Origin of the sequence: Pseudomaricurvus alkylphenolicus (assembly GCF_011683955.1) — a bacterium.
In the GTDB taxonomy this organism is placed as follows: Bacteria; Pseudomonadota; Gammaproteobacteria; order Pseudomonadales; family Cellvibrionaceae; genus Pseudomaricurvus; species Pseudomaricurvus alkylphenolicus.
The window spans coordinates 43,321-64,463 of sequence record NZ_JAAQPI010000023.1; the positions used below are offsets into that span (position 1 = coordinate 43,321).

Sequence of the window (21,143 nt, forward strand, 5' to 3'; positions counted from 1 at the left end):
TTACAACACAACATCTTCTGTCCAATACTCAAACAACCAGCTGTCGCTTTCGACATTGGAGCTTATCGGGTTTTGGACAAAAATCAAACTTGAGGCATTCAGGACACTGAGTGTCGGCAATCCCCCAATAGGCGACGCTCCTACGGGAGAGGTCAGCCTTTCCAGTGGCGCAGGTGCGGGACTGGTCCCGTCACCCAGGGGTGACTCCAGCGAGCTCAATGAGTTTAACTCGGGGGGTTTATCGAACAGCCAGCCGTCGGGAGAGTTGACTGGCATTTGCGCCTCCTCAGCATCCTCCTGGTTCAAGGCATCGAAGAATTCAGCCAGGCGGCGGTGGTCTACCTCAATCACCGGTCGCCATATTGTCGTTGCCTGATAATTCGCCAACTCAGAATCGACAGTGACCGCTTGTGTAAGGAGTTCAGGTGATCCGGCTTCGTTTGGCTGTACAAACTGCAGCGACCACAGACCCTCATCGGTTTGCAGATACCCGAGGCTGGCACCCTTGCGATTTTCATAGCGGGCTTCGGTATCGGTTTCGGCACCGTTACCCACAAAAACACCGTCTACGTCAATTTCAATGCCTTCCAGTCGTTGATCCAGTATGGCCTGCTGATTACGTTCGTCAGGGTCGATATGAGACCCGCGCCCGATTATATTCAGACCGGCTGCGCGAACATTAATGCTATTGTCCTGCGCGGCATCCACGATGTTGCCTGTCTGCCCCACACGCAATTCTGCGTTGCCAGTGTCAGCATCCAACAGATTGAGCGTCATCAAACCTTCTGCACCATAATAAATATCGCCACCCTGAGTGGTGGTACTGGCGTCCAGACTCATGGTCAATCCTCCCTCCTGGGAGATTAACTCCACTGTGCCACCAACCGTGGTGATGTCTGCTGACTGTTGCATATCGCCTGTACTGCTGACCCTCACTTCAGCATCCGTCTGGCCTTGAATACCTTCATAGACGCGGTTATCCGTAACATTGCTTCCGTCGACAATAACCCTCTGTGTCGCCACCTCAATCCCATCCAGAGTCAGAGCACCTGAATTCCTTACATGCCAGCCCTGATCCCCCACTTCGCCGGCCAACACCGCCACGGACAGATTAAAGGGAGCACCAGGCTTCCCTGCATTGCCTGCCAATCCCAGTTGTTGGGCCGTAATAACGCCGTCATCGCCACTGTAGCCAATATCATTGCCTGCATCCAATGACACAGCGCCTGTACCAACATCGATCATCGCAACTTCGATATCTCCGCCGGCCTGGTAGCTGATAGCTGTGTTTTCTGCTGAAGACTCGGTGCCGGGTTGCATGGATATATCGGCGCCGGCATCAAATATTAAGGTGCCAACCCCCGTCGTGCTCACCCCAGCGACCTGATGCAGATTTTCCCCCGCCTGAAGCGTGACGTGCCCATCGGTAACTTCGATCTGAGAACGAATCCACAGATCGCCACCCGCCGCATTGAGTAGAGTGTTTCCTTGAGCAGTGACACCAGTGGTGTCGGTTCCACCTTCAATGCTCAGATCTCCCCCGGTTTGCAGCACTAAGCGGCCGCCTTCCCCGATGCGCAGATCTTCCTGCATAGCATCAGTAACGGCCAAGAAGGTCGAGTCAATGTTTACGCGGTTGACGCTGATATCGGCCACAGAGTTGATGCTCAAGTCGTCACTTTCCCGGATATGCAACTCACCACTGTGGGCCGTCAGAGTTGTCACCAAAGTCTCCAGCGCCCCCTGATTTGTTCCCTCTGCCTCACCTACTGTACCGCCGGCCTGAATTCGAAGGTCCGCCGCTGAGACATCCACATGACTGTCACCGGCGTCCAGAATATGTCCTGCGCTGAGCAGGCTTACGCCTCCCAACCCGGCATTCACGCCCCCCAGTACGATCTGAGTCGTGGCTTTGAGACGGATATTGCTATCCTCTGTGGTCAAAGTGGCGCCGTCGGCCATCACAATACCGGCTCCGGCCTCAATATCGATGGTGGCGACCCCCGAGGTCTGGATTGCACTGTCAGTACTCTGGGAGAGCGTAGCGCTAGCGGCTAAACTGATATGTCCCTCACCGCCGTCAATACCAGCGTTAAGTAACATATTGCCGGCCGTGCTGGTCAACAACATGGGACCAGAGCCGCTTGTCGTTACGCCGATATCGTCGGTTCCACCTTCGATGGTCAAGTCACCCTGCGCCTGCAGTACAAGCGTGCCATCTCCGGCAATGCTCAAGTCCTCTTGAGCACTATCTGTGATAGTGGTTTGAGAACCATCAGTGGCCGTCCGAGTGACGCTTATTTCAGCCACCTTATCGATACTGAGATCGTCTTCCTCATTGAGGAACAACTCTCCAGCAGAAACCGAAAGTTTGGTAATCAGTGTGTCGAGCATGCCCAGGTTGGTGCTTTCGGTCTCTCCCACAGAACCCGCAGCCCTGATACTCAGGTCTATCGCAGCAACATCTATCGTGCTATCGCCACCGTCTACAATGGCTCCGCCAGCAATCAGACTCACTGCACTCATTTCGGCACGCACACCCGCCAGGACGATATCATCCACGGCACTCAGGCGAATATTGCCACCTTGAGCGGCCGTGATCGCGCCATCCTCCATAACGACACCAGCCCCGGACTCCAATTCAATGGTCCCTGATCCTGCGGTCTGAACCCTGCTGCCGGAACTCTGGGTAATGGCACCAGAAGCCTGCAGACTGATACTGCCTGTTCCGCCATCTACATCCGCGTTAATCACCAACTGACCAGCGCTACTGGACAGCAGGACGGCATTGTCACTGTCTGACCAGACGCCGGCGCCGTCCTCTCCGCCTTCAACTGTCAGATCGCCTCCCGCCTGCAAGATGATCGATCCATTTTCCGCCGATCTCAGGTCCTCCAGGGCGGTGTCGATAATGGTCATAAGCTCACCATTGCCAAGCACGCGGTTGACTGTGAGCGTATCCACAGTATCTATAACAACGGCATCCGCCTCATTGACGAAAAGGTTTTCACCCGTGGCGGCCAGGGTAGTCACCCGAGTATCAATAAGACCTAAATCTGTACCTTGCGGCTGGCCGATTGAAGCGGATGCCACCATACGTAGACTGGCTGCTGAGACATCCCAGGCACTGTCTCCGCCATCAACAATGGCTCCACCACTGATCAGACTCACCGCTCCCTGGCCAGCCTCTACATTAGCCAAAACGATGTCGGTCGCCGCCCTTAGGCGAATAGTCTGATCTTGCGTGGTAATGGTTGCACCATCAGCCATGGTAATGGCGCTGCCGGCTTCCAGATCAATAGTTCCTGAGCCGGCCGTCTGGATAACTGAGTTTTGTGTGATCGTGCCGGCCGCACTCAAACTGACATTGCCCTCACCACCGTTAAGGTCAGCGTAGAGCTGCAGATTACCCTCGCTGCTGGCCAGCAGCACATTGCCGCTGCCAGCTGCATTCACTGCTACTGCGTCTAGGCCGCCATCCGCTTCACCCAGTGTGATGTCCTCCTCCGCCACCAGATAAATATCACCGTCGGCCGTGTTGGTGGAAGCGCCGTCAAGTATCATGATTGCAGAGCCGGCATTGAGTTCGATAGTGCCGAAACCTGCTGTTTGTACAGTGCCTTCGTTTCTCTGGGCAATGGTCTCAGATGCCTGCATATTGATGTTGCCGGTACCACCATCCACGCTCGCATTGATCAGCAACTCGCCATTAGTGCTGGACAGCCCAACATTACCGCTACCTAGAGCGGTCAAAGCGAATCCGTTCTGAACACCCTGGAGATCGCCAAGGCTTATATCGTCTACGGCATTGAGCTGTATGGAACCGTCGGCTGTGATCGCGGTTGCTCTGTCTACCATCACAATGCGGTTGCCGGTGTTCATTTCGATACCACCCACACCCCGGGTCTGAACTGTACTCCTGTCGCCGATGCTTATGCTATTAAGCGCGTCGAATCGAACATCACCTTCACCGCCATCAACCCCAGCATTAATGAACAATTGCGCTACGCTGCTGGTAATCAGTATGTCGCCACTGCCGGAAGCCAGCAGAGCGAATTCAGTGTGGTCGCCGTCCTCTTCGCCCAGGGTGATGTCGGTGACGGCCGTCAGTTGAATATTACCGTCGTCGGTGATGGTGGTCGCACCTGCTGCCATCGAGAGGGTCGCACCTGCGTCCAATGTTATGGAACCAACACCTGAGGTAGCAATTGCCACACCGGCATTCTGGTCGATGGCACCGGAGGCAGCCAGCTCGATGTTGCCGCTGCCCCCGTCTACGCCGGCATTAATCAGTAACTGCCCGGCGCTGCTGCTTAAATGTACATCGCCACTACCGATAGCGGTCACCCCGACGCTGTCACTGCCACCTTCTATGGTCAGGCCCCCACCAGCCTGCAGTACCAGAGTTCCGCCGGTACCAGTGCGTAAGTCTTCCTGAGCACTGTCGGTAATAGCGGTGGTGGTAGCGTTACTTGAGAAGCGATGAACGGTAATGTCCTGCACCCTGTCGATGATCAGCGCATCACCTTCATTGATAAACAGGTCCTCACCCTGCGCAGCTAACACAGTCACTAACGTTTCCAGAGCCCCAAAATTGGAGCCATTAACCTCTCCGACCGCACCGGCAGCTTGTATACGGAGATTGGCCGCTATTATATCGGTAACACTATCACCTCCGTCGACGACACTGCCCCCGCTGAGCAGACTCACCGACCCAAGTCCGGCGTCGATGCTGCCCAGAGTAATATCGGTTGCCGCATCAAGACGAATACCACTGCCCTGGGCAGTGATACTGGCCCCGTTGCTCATCAGGATATCCGCTCCCGCTTCCATCTCGATGGTGCCTGCACCGGCCGTTTGAACCACGCCGTTGTTGCTCAATGTTAGCGACCCTGCAGCGTGCAAACTGACACTGCCCTCACCGCTATCGACACCGGTGTTAACCTCCAGTTGCCCCGACGCACTGGACAACAACATATTGCCATTGCCGGCCGCAGTTATGCCGACACCGTCGCTCCCGCCTTCAATAACCAAATCGCCTGCTGCAAGCAACACTACGGAGCCATCCGTTGACGTTCGGACATCTTCCTGAACACCATCCAGCAAAATACTATGCTGGCCGTCTAAGCCAACCCGATTGGTCTCAATCGCGCTGATAGCATCGATTCGCAGACCGCTGACATCGTTGATGAACACCTCCGCTCCGACAGCACTTAGCGTTGTTACCTCGACATCAAGTAATCCGTAATTGGAACCCACTGCCTCTCCTGCGGAACCGACAGCTTCTATCCGAAGTTGATCGGCCGTAATATCAACATTGCTGTCTCCAGCGTCGAGAATATCGGCGCCACTGATCAGGCTCACCGACCCGAGACCGGCGTCAACGCCACTGATCACAAGTTCCGAGGTGGCATTGAAGCGAATATCGCCGTCCTCGGTGACGGTGGTTGCGCCATCAGCCATTGTGATTGTGGTTCCCGACTCCAGTTCCAAGGTTCCAGCGCCGCCCGTTTGTACCCTACTGCTGGCGCTCTGATGAATGGCATCAGCGGCGGCCAGACTCAAATGACCTTCACCACCGTCAACTCCTGCGTTAATCACCAACTGGCCGGCAGCACTATTGAGCAAGAGATTACCGCTGCCCTCGGCCAAAACAGCTGCAGCTGCGCCGTTAACGGTCAGATCACCCGCCGCCTGCAGTACCAGATGCCCGTCGCCGCCGGTGCGCAAATCGCCACGGCTCACGACCTGGCTTTGCCGACTGACGGTGTTATCAATCAACATCACCGTTACGGTCACGTCGTCGATAACGATCGCATCGGTAGCGTCTATATAGAGGCTGCCATTTTCGGCAATACCACTGAGGGTCCCAACAGAGGCTTCCAGCATGTCGCTGCTGGAGCCGATATCGCTACCGGCCTGCAAGGTCAAAGCGGCAGCGCTGACGTCTCGCTCCTGGTCACCGTCAATAATGTAGCCCATAGCAGTAAGGGACACCGAACCAAGGATCGATTCGATGTCGCCCAGCGTGAGATTTCCGCCAGCCTGGTACGCGATGTCCCCACTAGTCGTCGAGGCGGAAGCCCCGCCAGACATTGTCAACGCGTCTCCTGCGCGGACATCAAGTCCACCCTCGCCAGTGGTCAACAGGTTGCCGCCGACAGTTTGGCTAATAGCACCGGCGGCCACAACACTGATGTTTCCCTCGCCCCCATCAACCGCCGCGTTGATCGTTACCGACCCACCGGTACTGCTCAAAAGTATGTCACCGTTACCGCCGGCCACCACGGCAACGTCATCGTTTCCGCCTTCAATGGTGAGATCACCCGTCGCTTCTACGACCAGGCTGCCTCCATCGAGCGTACTCAGATCCTCCTGACTGCCATCAATGATCGAACTGAACTCCAAATCGCTGGACACCCGATTCACATCGATGTCGTCCACAGCGTCAATCGTAAGCGAGTCAATTTCCCGGACAAAGAGATTCCCACCGACCATCGTCAGGGTATCAACTTGAGTGTCTAGCAAACCGAAGTTTTCGCCTTCAGCTTCACCCACAGAGCCGCTGGCTTCGATGCGCAACTGTGCTGCGACAACATCTATATCACGGTCGCCGCCATCGATAACATCACCGCCACTGAGCAGGCTCACAGCGCCTTGGCCGGCATCCAGTCCAGCCAAAGTGATATTGCCCAACGCGTTGAGGCGAATATTACTGTCCTGGGTGGTAATGAGAGCGCCATCGGCCATGGTGAAAGCTGAGCCGGAATCCATCTCGATGGTTCCGGCACCACGGGTTTGAATCGTGACCGCACTGCCCTGCGCGATGGTCTCTGCCGCTGTCAGGCTGATATTGCCCTGGTCGGCGTCGATATTGGCTGCGACCACTAAATCGCCACCGGTGCTGCCCAGCAACACATTCCCCGAGCCATCTGCTGACAGGCCCTCGTTATCTGTGCCGCCGATAAGGGTCAGATCGCCACCCGCCAGCAGGACAATATCGCCATTGGAATGAGTACGCAGATCCTCCAACTCGCCATCGGTGATTACTTCAAAGGCGCCGTTGTTCTTCACTTGCTTGACGGTGATGGAAGTGACTTGATCAACAATCAGGGAATCACTGTCCTGGATCATGAGCCCACCACTCACCGAGGCCAATGTGGTTACTCGGGTGTCGAGCAAACCGAGGTTATTGCCTTCCGCCTCACCGACAACACCGACAACTTCGATACGAAGATCCGCAGCGGTAATATCTGTGTTACTGTCACCACCATCACGAACTGCCCCGCCACTGTGCAAACTCACTGCACCATCACCCGCGTCAACGCCCGTCAGCACCATGTCTGCCGTCGCCTGCAGGCGAATATTGCTGTTGTCAGTGACCAGGGTCGCACCATCAACCATCTCAATACCGTCGGCATCCAACGTAATAGTAGCTGTGCCGCCGGTATGAACAGTCGCCTCCTCACCCAGGACAATGTCAGTGGCAGCGCGCAGGCTTATTTCACCCTCGCCACCATCAACATCGGCATTCACAATCAGCTGACCAGCGCTACTGGCCAGAAGAATAACGCCGTCACCCTGAGCTCCGACCATCACGCCGCCATTTTCACCGTCGATGGTCAAGTCACCATTCGATTGCAGGACCAGGGCACCGCCGTTTGCGGCCTGCAGCCCAGAACGATTTATCGTCTGCGAGGTGCGGGTTGCGCTGTTATCCACCATCATTACAGCGACGGTTACCTCACCCAGGGTGAGGGCATCGGCTTCAGAGATAAACAATCCACCCTGCTCCACCATCACGCTGAGGCTGGCAATGGTTGTCTCCAGTGGATTATTGGCAGTGCCGGCGCCACCGCCCGCATTCAGCGTCAACGCCTGCGCGCTGATGGTGTTTTGTCCATCGTGATCAATAATATTGCCACCGGCCGCCAATGCAATGGAACCGGTGTCTGCGTCGATTTCACCGACAAGTAAATCGACCCCTGCCTGATAGACGATATCGCCGCCATCGGTGCTGGCAGCAGCACCTCTCTCCATGGTCAGCGAGGTACCGGCCTTGACCAACAGTGTGGCGTCACCGGCGGTGACAATGTCGCCAGGGGATTTTTGCACAATCGCCTCATCGGCCACGACACTCACATGCCCTTCGCCGCCATCTACGCGAGCATTGATATGAATAGAGCCGGAGAGACTTTGCAATAAAACATCGCCGTCATCGTCAGCGACGACGCCAACATCATCGAGGCCGCCCTCAATAACGATCGTTCCTTGCGCCTGCAGTACCAGCGTACCGTCAGTATCTGTACGCAGGTCCTCCTGAGCACTGTCACTCACCGCCGAAGCTCCACCGTCGGCATCGACCCGATTGACCACAATCTCGTCAATAGATTCAACGCTGATATCAGAGGTTTCGTTGATAAATATATCCTCGGCAAGAACACTGAGCCCCCCAACCCGAGTATCCAACATGCCGAGGTTGCTGCCCTCGGCTTCACCGACGCTGCCGCCAGCTTCGATACGAAGCCCTGCGGCTTTGATGTCGATATGGAGGTTACCACCATCAATAATGTCGCCCCCCGCGATCAAACTGACATCACCGCCACCACCACCGGCATTCAGACCACCCAAGGTTATGTTGGTACCAGCGTTCAATCGTATGTTGTCATCGGTGTTGACAGTGGCTCCGTCGGCCATATCAATGCTGCTGCCCGCATCCAGCTCAATGGTACCGCTGTGACGGGTGAATAGATCACCGTGAGCATTGAGGACGATTGCTCCGTTGTCTGCGGTGACCGTAATGTTGCCCTGATCGGCATTAATACCGGAACGCAGGTTGATGTCACCGCTCGCGGCCTGCAGCAGGATGTTGCTGGTGTCATCTGCAAAAATACCAACGCCATCATCGTCCCCGCCACCAGTGACCGTTATCGTACTGTCTGCCAGCAGGACTATATGACCCAGCCCACTGCTCTCCAGATCGCTTCGAATGGTCGTCTGGGTGCTGGTATAACCGTTGGTTCCAACGCGTTCTACAACAACCGTCACCTCGTCAATATTTATCGTATTGCTTTCGTCAATATACAGACCGCCGTTACCTGTCACGGCACTCACAGTATCAACACTGATATTCAATGGGTCCTGGGCGTTAGCAACACCCAAAGCACTGAGCATCAGTCCGGAAGCTGTAATGTCCAGCGTCGGGTCACCATCAATAATCAACCCACCCGCGGCAAGAGAAACCGATCCGGATTCAACGTTGATTTCACCAAGGATGATTTGCGAGCCCGCACTGAATGACACGTCTCCCCCCAGCGTAAGCACCTGTGCCCCGCTTTCCATACTGATGACATCACCTGCAATCACTTCAATCGTGGAGTTCGTGTCGCCAACCTCAAGGTCACCAGATACGGTCTGAATGACATCGTCTACAGCATTGAGAGTGATATGACCTGTGGCCGTTGAGATCCAACCTTCCAGCGTAATACTGGCTTCAGTACCCTGCTGAGCTTCTCCGGTCTTCAGCAGAACGTGACCGTTCTCGGCGGTGGTAGTAATGACACCTTCCAGCATCAAAGCGCCATCTTCAGTGACAATAGCCACCGCGCCATCGGCTCCATCGGAAGTAATGCCGCTGATGGTCAATTGGTCAGTTTCTTCAATGTAGATGCCACCACTGGTGCTGTTGGTTGCCGTCAAAAAAGCGATATCAGTGTCGATATCTTCTGCTGGCATTCCTATTCCATTGGCTGCCGACAGAGTCACCTGTGTCGTGCCACCGGCCAGGTTATTGCCCTCCAGCGTCAACTGCTCGGTGATGGAACCGCCGGTTGCCACAAGATCAATACTGCCATCGGCTTCGATAGTACTTAAGACAATATCGGTCGCAGCCGTGTAACTGACTGCGCCGGTTGCCTCTCCGGAAATCGATGCGGCAATAACGCCATCCTTCATAACAATGGCAGCCCCGGACTCCAGGGTTATCAGACCACCTTCGGATACAATATCGGCATTCTGATTGATATCACCTCCAGTGATCAGGACAATCTCCGACTGCCCCTGTGCACTAATCGCGGCATTGTTGTCTATCGAGCCGTCAGCCACCAATTCGACGCCGCCCACAGACCCTTTAATAAAGTGATTGAGAACAATGTCACCGCCACCTGCGCTCAGAACAATTTCACCGGTGCCAAGGGTCCTCACCCCCGAGCCCGATGCTGCCAGCGTGATACTGCCCGCCTCGGTGCTCAATTCGATATCCCCGCTGCCCAACTCCGAAATCAGAGCCATGGAAATGACGGTGACGTCTCCATCTGTCACATGTACGCTGATGTCGTCATCGCCAGTGACGGTGGCATCGAGTGTGTTTATGTCAGCCCAGGCAAGATTGATACCTCGTTCGGCATGAACAACCAAATCGTTCGCAGACAGCTCCTCCGCTCCCAAGCCATCAACGTTATCGCTGGCTTGACGCACACTACCGCTCTCAGAATAGAGTGTCAGGGAGTCGCCAACACTGAACTCATTGCTGATGGTAATATTATTAACCGCATCCAGTGTTACCCCACGAGTGGCATTAAAGACAAAGCTGGAATCCTCATAGTCCACCACTTCGATATTTCCGCCAAATATCACCAGCTCGTCGCTGAAGGTCGCCCCCGTTGCCGCCAGTACGCCCAGTCGTACGCTGCCCGCATTAACATCGGCATGATGGTCACTGTCGTCTTCGTGACCAATAGTTATGGTTGCGAAACCATCGGCCAGCGCCCGTATTTCGTCTGCGGTGATATTCAGGGTATTTTCAGTGGTTTCCTCTGGCGGAGAGGCCACTTCAATTCCCTGGGTTACCGTTGCCGGCCGCAAGATCAAGGTTCCGCTGGAAGTGGTGGATACCGAACGGTTTCCACCATTAAAATCGATTTCATCGCCTTCCAGCAGGATATTTCCGCCCACCTCAACACTGGATTCGAACACTACTGAGGCGGCGCCATTGATGATCAGGTCTCCACCAGTAATCACCAATTCCTCAGAAAAGGTAACAGTGCCACTGGCATTGATTATCAGATCTCCATTGACCGCCACTTCTCGATCGAAGGTCACATCGAGCGCTTCTGTAATAGTGAAGGCTTCCAGCGGGTCTTCTGCGCCCACCTCGCCGGTGACGGTAATATTGCCATTATTGGCGGTCAGGGTCAGTTGATCTGCGCTGCCATCGCCATTGCCACGCAGGTAGTGATCTACCGTGGACCCCAACTCGATATTGCCACTGCCGCTGGTACCGGCCACGAGAGTGATGTCGCCGTCTATTTCGACTGAATCAGCAATGCTGATATCGACTGCCATACTGGCATTAGCGCTGAAAGTGGTGGTATTTCCCGAGCCGTAGATGACCAGCGAAGCGTCGTCGCCACCCGTGAGATCGTCATTGATATTGATCTCGCCGCCCGCCATCGGACTGTTCAACACCAATGTGTCCTGTACCGTAACTTGGCCATCGGGAGTTGAGGCGTCTCCGATCTGGATCGTGTGATTACCGAGATCACTACCGATCACAATCAAGTTAAAGCCGTTTTGCAGGTTGCCCATTTCTCCCATATCGAGATGGAAAGTTCCTGCCGCCGATGCCGGGTCGAGGACGTCGCCAATGACGATTGTACGGCTGGTATCCAGGGGACTCAAAACGATATCGGCACCCGGGCTACGAACCGATTCATCAATCTGGATATCATCGGAGATCAAACTGACATCTTCTCCGCTGGCATCGATGGGATCTGTCACCGACTGCTCCCCACTCAGGTTGGTCACATCAGTACTGCCTCCCTGGGTTCCTGCCGAGCTGCCATCATTGGCAATAGACACACCTCCAATCGCCATCACTGAGACATCGTCCCGCTCTGCGCTCACTACGCTCAGTTCATTGCCGTCGACGACAATAGAGAGCGGACTGAGATCGAAGCCGCTGACCTTTTCACCAATCTGATCCCTTGCCTCCAGCGTTATGGCGCCATCTGTGGTCTGCAGGAAAATACCGTCGGCCTGGCGCAACACCGTGCCATTGGCGAGGTGTTCTGCCGCCTGAGCGGGTGTCATATTCGCGACGACAACTTCGCCAGTATCAGTATCGATACTAAACTTGCCGTGCTTCAAAGCCCAATCTATTTCCGGGTCAAAGTTTGTACCGTCATTTAACCAATGATCATTATCCAGAATCACTGAGGCATCATTGATGATCGAGCCCTGTGGAGCAGACAGCTCAATATCACCACTGCCGTTGACTTCTATGCCCGCCGCCAACGTAATGTCACCGCTCTCGGTGGTTATCGAGACGGGACCGCCGCCGGTCGTAATGTCAGCGTCCAACCGGAGACTACTGCCGACATCCCCACCGGCCAGCAGTGTGACTGTACCAGTGCCGGCAGCGATTCCCGAGCCATCGACGGTGATGGTACCTGAAACCGTTTCGACAGTGACGTTACCCGCGCCGCCCTGGACAATGCGACTGATGGTCAAATTGCCGAAGTCTTCAATCGCGATGTCACCACTGGTCGTGTTCGACAGATCCAGTGCACCCACGTCGGTTTCAATAGATTTACCGTCACTGATATCGTCGCCGATACCAGTAACTGCCTCTATCCTCAAGGTGGCATTTTGGGCCAGGATATCGATGGGGCTATCGCTGCCATCTCTTACGGCACCGGTTGTGGTGGTGATAACCAGGTCTGCACTATTGGTAGTGCGTAACTTGCCAATGGTAATGTCATCTTCGGCATCAATATCGATCAAGCCGCTACCCGCATCTACATAGGTCTCGCCAGTCATGACCAAAGCACCGGCGCCAGCATCCAGTGTGATATCTCCACTGACCGTGTTGATATGCGCCTGTTTTGACATGTCCAACCCGTCGAAGGCCAAAATGGTGACCGAACCGCTTTCGGTAGCAATCGATTGATTGAGGTCAATGGCGCCGGCGGCCGTCGTTGTCAACGACACATCTTCGCCTCCCGTGGTTTCGATCTCAGTATCAATGATCAGGTCACCTCGGGCTGCAATCGTAACCGCCTCACCGTCGGAGCTTTCAATATGCTCTAATGTGAACCCGTCATCTTCATAGATACTGATACTGCTCTGGGCACTTACGGACAGGGTGTCAAATTCAACGCTTGTACTGTAATCCGCAGCACCGGCCGTCACGTCACCGTTTAATGCAATCAGTTCAACGTCTGCGGCATTCTCAATTGCGCCGATATTGATAGATCCCGAGGTCGAAATAATCGTAATGTTGCCGGCATACCCTGTGATTTCTCCAATGGTAATGTCACCATCAACTACCAGCTCAATATCACCAGGGTTATTCTGATTATCGATGTCATCACCCATGACGATACTAGTGATTGACAACGCACTTTCATCCTGAATACTCAAATCGCCGGTTCCTGAACTCATGTCGATGGTCGTCATATTGACCACATCCGAGATCAACGTCAGGGTATTCCCGGAATTGACATTGAGTATGCCCGCGGTGATCTTTCCTCCCAAAGTAATTTCATCGGTAGCCGTCAAGTTCACCGTACCGCCGGCACCCACATCCAGCTCAGACACAATCACCAGATCAGAGTCCGGGTTAGATCCGTCGCCGGCCGAGAGCGTAATCACCTCATTGGGGTTCGTCGGGAGACTGATAACCGTCAAATCACCAGTAGCGCCCATTTGGAAATTGCCGCCGGTTTTATCAGGTACAATCAATACGTAATTACCATCAATAGGATCATAGGTAGAAGTATCGGCTCGACCGGTAGCGACAACTGTAAATGGCTGATTATTGTTCACGGCCGTGAGTATCAGTTCAGATTCATCCGCAGGCGCACTGGCTACATCTACGGTAGCAGTAACCACTCCGTCCGCATCGATCAGGTATTTCAAGCCACCCAGAACACTGGCCCAGGTTTGATTGACAACACCGTAGGTAATGTCTAGCTGTTCTCCTACCGTGACCTCATAGGTATCGGTATCAATTACAACGGTATAGGTTGTATCCGCCGAAGGTGTGTTTCCAGAGTAGGTCAGTTCGCTCACTTGCGCCTGAGAACTGCCAGCACTCTGCACAGGTGTCGTACCGTCATCAACGACAGCACTGCTGTGATTATTCGTCGATTCCGTTTGAACAGAACTGCCATCTACGCTAAATGGATCATTATCGATGTCAGCGGTCATGGTCAATGAGCGCGCCGTATCATCATATGTCACCGTTATGTTGCTTGTCCCTGCCGTAATGATGGTTTGCAGCCGACTCAAAATTGAATCCCAGTCACTGGTGACACCGTCTTCTCCAACGGTGGCACTGTATGCAATTCCTTCTACCGTTATCGTATAAATGTGGCCGTCGGTAATCGTGTATGCCGGCGATGTATCAGCCGGATTTTCAAACACCACCCGACTGATTTGATTTTCCACAAAACCGGCTTCCTGTGTTGGTATAGCCGGGTCATTGGAAAGATCGCCAGCGGCACTAACAATAACGCCGCCAATATTGAATGGGGCATTATTGGAAACCGCTTCAAGAAGCAGAGACTTATTGGCACCATCAACTGTCACATTAATATCGCCATCAGCCTCTATGAGGCTTTCCAAGCCCTGTAATAATGAAGTCCAATCTCCAGCGGTAACCGCAATCGACACCCTCGTCACCGATACAGGACTCGCCGTTGCTGCATTGATAGCGCTTTCTAAACCCGTGGTAAGCCCAGAAGATGTCGGTGTCGAGGTGAACGACGCGGTAAACGATTCATCTCCGACCGTCAGTTTATATACATGTGTTTCTCCGGCACCTGGCGTCGCCCAAGTAATGTCCGAAAAATCTACTTGTCGGGGCAAGCTATGGCCAGTGCCACTGGTAATAATATCGCTGATGGTTACCGGATCCGCCGCCGTCGGTTCTCCTGCAACCCATGTTTCTCTCGTGAGTGTAATTGGCTCAGCATCTGTGCCGGACAGTAATAGGAATTCGTTCCCACCGCTGCGAATCGAGTAAGACTTGCCATTGATAACTACCGTGTATATGTCCGTGCCGACAGCACCGCTGAAAATAATTTCATTCTGTTGTTTCTGTCCGGGCTCAGCCATCTGAATCGGCAGAGACCCTGAGGCCTCAATACCACTCACTTGTGTAATACCTGCACGGTCCACTGAGAAGGGCGTATCAATGACATCAGCAGTTAAGGTGAGTTTCTCCTGCCCATCATCCGTAACTACACTGATGGCTTCACCATCCTCAATCAATGCCGCCAGCGCTGTCAGCACTGAATTCCAATCAGCATTGACGTCGTGATAAATATCGTCAGAGGAATAAGAACCGTCAGCGTCAATATCAGCACTCAGATTTGAGGCAATTTCTGCAAGCGTTGCACTTCCATCTGAAGTATAGGAGAACGGAGTAGAATTGATGGTAATCGTATAGACGCCATTATTGACAACTTCGATTCCACTGATATTTATGACTCTTCCTGCCTCGGAGGTTTCAGAGACGGTAACACCGTCAAAGCCCGTCAGAGGCCTATCACCCTCCAGGGAGATCGATGCCGTACCTGCGCCATCGGAAACTGTAATAACATCGTCTGTTGCAGACGCCGTGTAACTGGCATCATCGTTGACCTCACCGGCCAGACCTGCAGCAATTTCGTTTAACGTATCGCCAGGTTGTGCTTCATAGTTGAAGTCATCAGCACCTATCGAAATTGTATAGGTACCGCCAATATGTACAACAACGCCGGCCAGATCGATGGTTCGGTCTACGGTGTCGTCACTGCCGTCAGCGGCGTTAATGGTAGCGCTGCTGGTACTGGTTATGGGCCCCACACCACTAAGTTGAACTTCTTCACCACTGGCACCAGTAACTTCAATATAGTGGTTGTCGCCCTCTGTAACTGAATATTCTGCACCATCGATGATCACCGAATAACGATAACCTGAAGTTATCGTATGACCGCTGTCAAAATCGACTTCGCTAATTTGGGGGTTGCTTTCTCCTGCCGCCTGGAAAGGTACTGTACCTTCATCCGACACACCATCAGCAAGAGCAGTCAAGAAGGGCTCGTCGACACTGACGCTATTTACCGTGAAGGCGACGTTGTCTGTTTCCGCTGTCAAGGTAAGCGTTGCGTTTGCGGTATCGGAAGTTACAGCAATATCTTCGCCGGCCTCAATTACATTTTTTAACTCCCCTAAAATGGACGCCCAGTCATTGGTGACACCATTGACTCCTACTTCCGCGATATAAGCTGTTCCACCTATCGTTACTGTATATCTGTTGTCTGTACTCAACGCAGAAGAACTGAATTCAATCTCGCTGACCTGAGCACGATCTTCACCCGCTGCTGCAAGTAGAGCACTGCTGATATCAACGATAGCGCCACTATCCCGTTCAAAGCCGTCCATAGAGATAGTCGTGTCACCGACCGTCAGCCCAGATTCACCTGGAGCATCATCCACAGCAAAGGTATACCGAACCTCGAGTTCGTTTCCAGTCCCCCGATCCTCCGCCGTACTGAGCTCTGTTATGGCACTGGCTGTATCACCCAAAACAGTGACTTGGTAAGCGTAAAGTTCGGCACTGTTTTGATCATGATCATCAATTAGAGCGGCCAACGCTATCGCCACGTCGCTCATTGTGTCGCCGTCGTCATCGACATTGGCTTCATACTCGAACAGATTCCCATTAATCGCTATTCGATAAATAGATTCATGAGCAACTGTAAGATCACTCAAATCTATTGTACGTTCAAGGTCATGATTGGCTCTGTCAGCAGCATTTACGACAGCTTCATCAACCAGTTCGTCATCGACAAATACGACTATTTGAGCAAGACCTGCACCCGCAGTGACTTTAATCTCGTCATCTCCAGCATCATAATTCGCCGCATAGTTCCATTCGTAAATCGTGCCCGCCGCATCAACAGAAATAGTGCTGCCAGAACCTTTAACTGCGCCAGCTATCGCAGCCGCTTCGATACGATCAATATAGAGATCGCCATCGACGCTAACATCAATACTGTTGCCATCGATGATATTTCGCACCTCACGGATATACGTATCATCACCAGTCTGGATAGATATAGACCCATTTTCTGCAATAACGGTATCCACCGTCAGATCGTCGGCTTCGCTGATTTCGATGTTTCCACTATTGGCCGATACCACGCTGACCCGACTTGTCAGCGTATTCAGCTGGATACCTTGCTCCGCCTCGACATCCACATCATATGCAATAAAGACGGAGGCCTTATCTGATGTCACCGACGTGGCATCGATGTGAATCAAGCCTTCACTGGTGTTGGCAGTTACAATACCACTCTCTACCGTTAACGCCCCGTCAACCTCTAACGTGACGTTACGGGCCTCGTCAAAGCCTTCGACGCCACCGATAAAGCCGGTCAAATCCAGATGGGTTCCGACATCAATAGAGATATCCTTATCAGCACGAATTTCGAAATTCTCGGCCGGAATATCATCAACGTGTAAATTTACGAAGCCTGTAGCCAGTGCAACGCCTGACTCATTGACAATGTCGTCAAAGTCGCCATCGTTGTTATAGTCTACGCCGTCATCTGTCTCATTAAAGACATCGTCCCTATCACCATCATTGTTAATATCGATGGCTTTAACAACGTCAGTGAGACCATTGGCAACGATACGGACTTCTTCAATTTCGGTAATACCCGAGCCGGCAACCGTCGAAATTGAACCTTCAACAGCGGTTACTGAGGAATCCGATTCCACCGTCTCGCCGCCAATATGTACGTTCTGGCCCGCCACTAATTCCAGCAATGTGGTCGCAGAAACACTTTCAAGACTCAGAGTGCCGCCGGTTTCCAAGATCAGCGTGTGTGCTGACAAGGTATCTGGAAGCATTTTCGTGCGGCTGATACTTACGCAGATTTCCGATATTCCAGCACCTTCAGTCACAGTGATGGTATCTCCGACTGCTGACGCGGCATAATCAGGGTTGATGCGCGCGGCAAGTGCCGTGGCGATATCATCTGACTCGTCATCGGTCAACGCTGTATAGGAGTAATTGTCGTCACCAATTGCAACCGTGTATGTGCGCCCTTCTTGTACCAGGATTCCACTAATGTCTATGGTACGATCAAAATCGATATCCGCCCCGTCGGCATCATTGATGTTTACATCGTTTTCTTTATCTGTTCCAAAAAGGAAATAATCTCCAGCGCGATATTCCAGCAGGGTATCCGAATAGGTTGCAGTATCAACATCAAAGAACTGATAAAGAGAAACCACTTCATCGGCAACAAACGAAATTCCGTCCTGATAAATGAGCGATTCAGCCGTCGAATGCTCTGTAACATTTATGCTGGAGTCTGTACTGACCAGATATATAGTGTTACCCGACACTTGGCCATCAACATGCCCCGCATCGCTGATATCGTCAACCCGACCTACTCTCAATTCATTTTCGGCACTCAAACGAACGGTGGTATCATCAGTTTCATCAGCCAAAGCCGTAATAATGTCGAGCCCGACGGCATTTTCCAGAGCCCCATCAAAGTCGGAAATCTCAATATTGCCATTCACAGTTGAACTGTGGAGTTGGTTTATCGCAACTTCAAGGCCAACGATACCGTCTTCTGCAGACAGGGTTAATTGATCTGCAACAAGATCAACCCCGTCATCGGCAAAAGACTCTGTGATTTGCCCTCCTGCAGTCAATGTGACGTCGCTGGCAGAACTGACACGCAGATAATCAAAATTAGCACCAAGATTGTCCTGCACAATCAGCTTATTGGCCATACCCGTAATATTAATCTGGGTGTTATCGTCGGCGTCTACTTCCGCAGTAAAGCCTGGAGAATAGCCATCCGGTACCCAGCCTCCGGGATAGCCGATATAGGTGTCGATCAGCTCCGTCAACTCTGTGACCAGATCCGTCAACGACGTCGTCGTTGCAGTATGTTCGAATACGACACCATCTATGGTAATGGAATAATCCTGCCCGATAACTGGTGTAAAATTGTCCATCGCAATTGTACGAACGGTATCGGGACTATCGGCGTCAGCCGGACTGACAGTTGCACTGCCGGCATTCAAGGAAACACTGATCGCAGCAGCACCGATAATATTGTCCAAATGAACACCTGCTTGCAGATGGCGAACGAGAATATCGTCCGCGGCAGTGACGTTAACATCGTTCACGTCTTTATTGGATAGCAGCCGAAGATCGGCGATATCGATGCTGCCTGCGGCATCAATGATCAGACTTCCGTCCGATATTTCCACGTCTTCCAACGTCAGAGTCGTGGACCCCTGATTTAATATCAGATCACCTGCTTGATCACTGGCGAACCACATTGAACTGACATCGGTGTTCAGCGTTGTATTTCCTGAGACTTCTACACTCAGTTCTTCCGCAGTGAGCAGCCCCCCTGGTACCTGTACAATGTCATCTGCCGAGATCAGGTCAATATCCCCTCGACCACCTGCCATCAGCATATTGACGGTCAGTTCGGCCGTATTACTTTCGGAGCTGACGGTCGTCAAACGAATATCATTGCGATCACTGGAACCCAGTGTACGAACGTTTGTCGCAAGCAGATCGCCAGTATTTTCTACCTGAACCCGGCCATCCGCGGTTTCCACATCCACCAGCTCCAGATCCCCCTGATTGGAGACAATAATGTTGCCGGAGTCTGTCAAGCTGAGCGTCATCTGCTCAACGTCGGTATCGAGCAGCATGCCACGTTCAGCTTCCGCTACCAGTACATTCGCACTGATAGTTCCCAGTGTGTTGTCGTCGTCATCGATTACAGTGGTTTGTTCGATATATCCGGATTCGACGTAGAGGTTAATCGTCGCGTTGTCAGCGGTGGCTTCTACGGCCGCCCCCTCCAGAACGATATTACCGCCATGTACGCCGGTGGTAAGTGAAATATCTCCATCGTCCGCAATAACCATTGCTTCGGAGTCTGCGATAATGCTGCCGTACTCTCCCGTAGCCTTACCGGCATTTAATGTCATACTGTCGGCATTCAGCGAGCCAGTCATTTCGAGATCCCGCCCGGCTTCAACCGTCAATATGCCGGTGTTGGCAAGCACCTCCCCACTCAGCTCCACATCGCGAGACGAACTCAAATCAATTGAACTGGCCCCCTGATCCGCGATCAATGTTCCTGAATCATCCAGAATCAAAGACAGACCACCGTGAAGGTCCAGACTGGACGCACTGAGCCTCGTGGTTACCTGTCCATCGTCAACGACATTGCCCTCAATACTCAAGGTTCCACCGGCATTAATATTGATTGCGCCATCATCATTGATCGCCGACACCTGACCACTGAGAGCCACGCTGGAGCCTGATTCAATAATGATATTGCCCGCAAATATCGACTCGCCACTACGCTCCCCGAACTCTGGAGCAACAACATCATCGTAGGTAACTTCCGTGCGAAGAACCGTTTCGGACTGGGTAATAGGCACGGTCTTCCAGACCGTGACATTTTTCATGGTCACGACCATGACTTCCTTAGTCGTGGTTTCATAAACCGGTCGATAGTCGTATATATCCTGGTCTTGAGTCACCAGTTGATAGTCGTATTTCAGCCGCTGGTCATAGATATCATGCAGGTCTGATGTCCAGTCATAACTATAGTTTCTGAAGGTTTCAAACTCATAGCCCCACACCTTGACACTGGAAATCGTATCTCCCGCTTTATTATCCGGCGTCAAACCTCCGCTCGACGTCCATGTCCAGATTTTCCCGCCGTAATCAATATGCTCAAACCATTGCGTTTTGGCAGTGTAATAGCTGTTAACGCTGTACGAGCTGAACGTATCGTTCAGAGAATCTCCAACCCAACGGGTAAATCCGGTATAGGTTGTTGCTGTGCCGGAACCATCAATATGCTCATAGAAAGTGACCCTGCCATCGCCTGGAGCCCAGCCCACTTTACGCGACCAGGTGTTGTCTGCGCCTGTCTGGGAAAATACCGATGTATCCGTGTTTAATGCAGAGAGGAAATCCGCCGTAGAATAAATAATATCGGTTGCACGCGTACCCTGGAACGTTGCATCACTAAGTGAACCATTGCTGATATTAGCATTATCGTACTGGGCCTTCGGCGTAGAAGTCCACGACC

1 protein-coding gene (running past one end of the window) is annotated in these 21,143 nt (G+C 52.8%); it reads right to left on the reverse strand.

Annotated elements, in window-relative coordinates; translation table 11 throughout:
• Positions 1-21,143, reverse strand: partial view of a hypothetical protein gene (locus HBA55_RS33280; RefSeq protein WP_206020098.1) — the 3' portion only. The gene runs 16,804 nt beyond the window's last position; only the last 21,143 of its 37,947 coding nucleotides appear in the window; its start codon lies beyond the right edge, outside the window — the gene reads right to left on this strand; it ends in the stop codon at positions 1-3.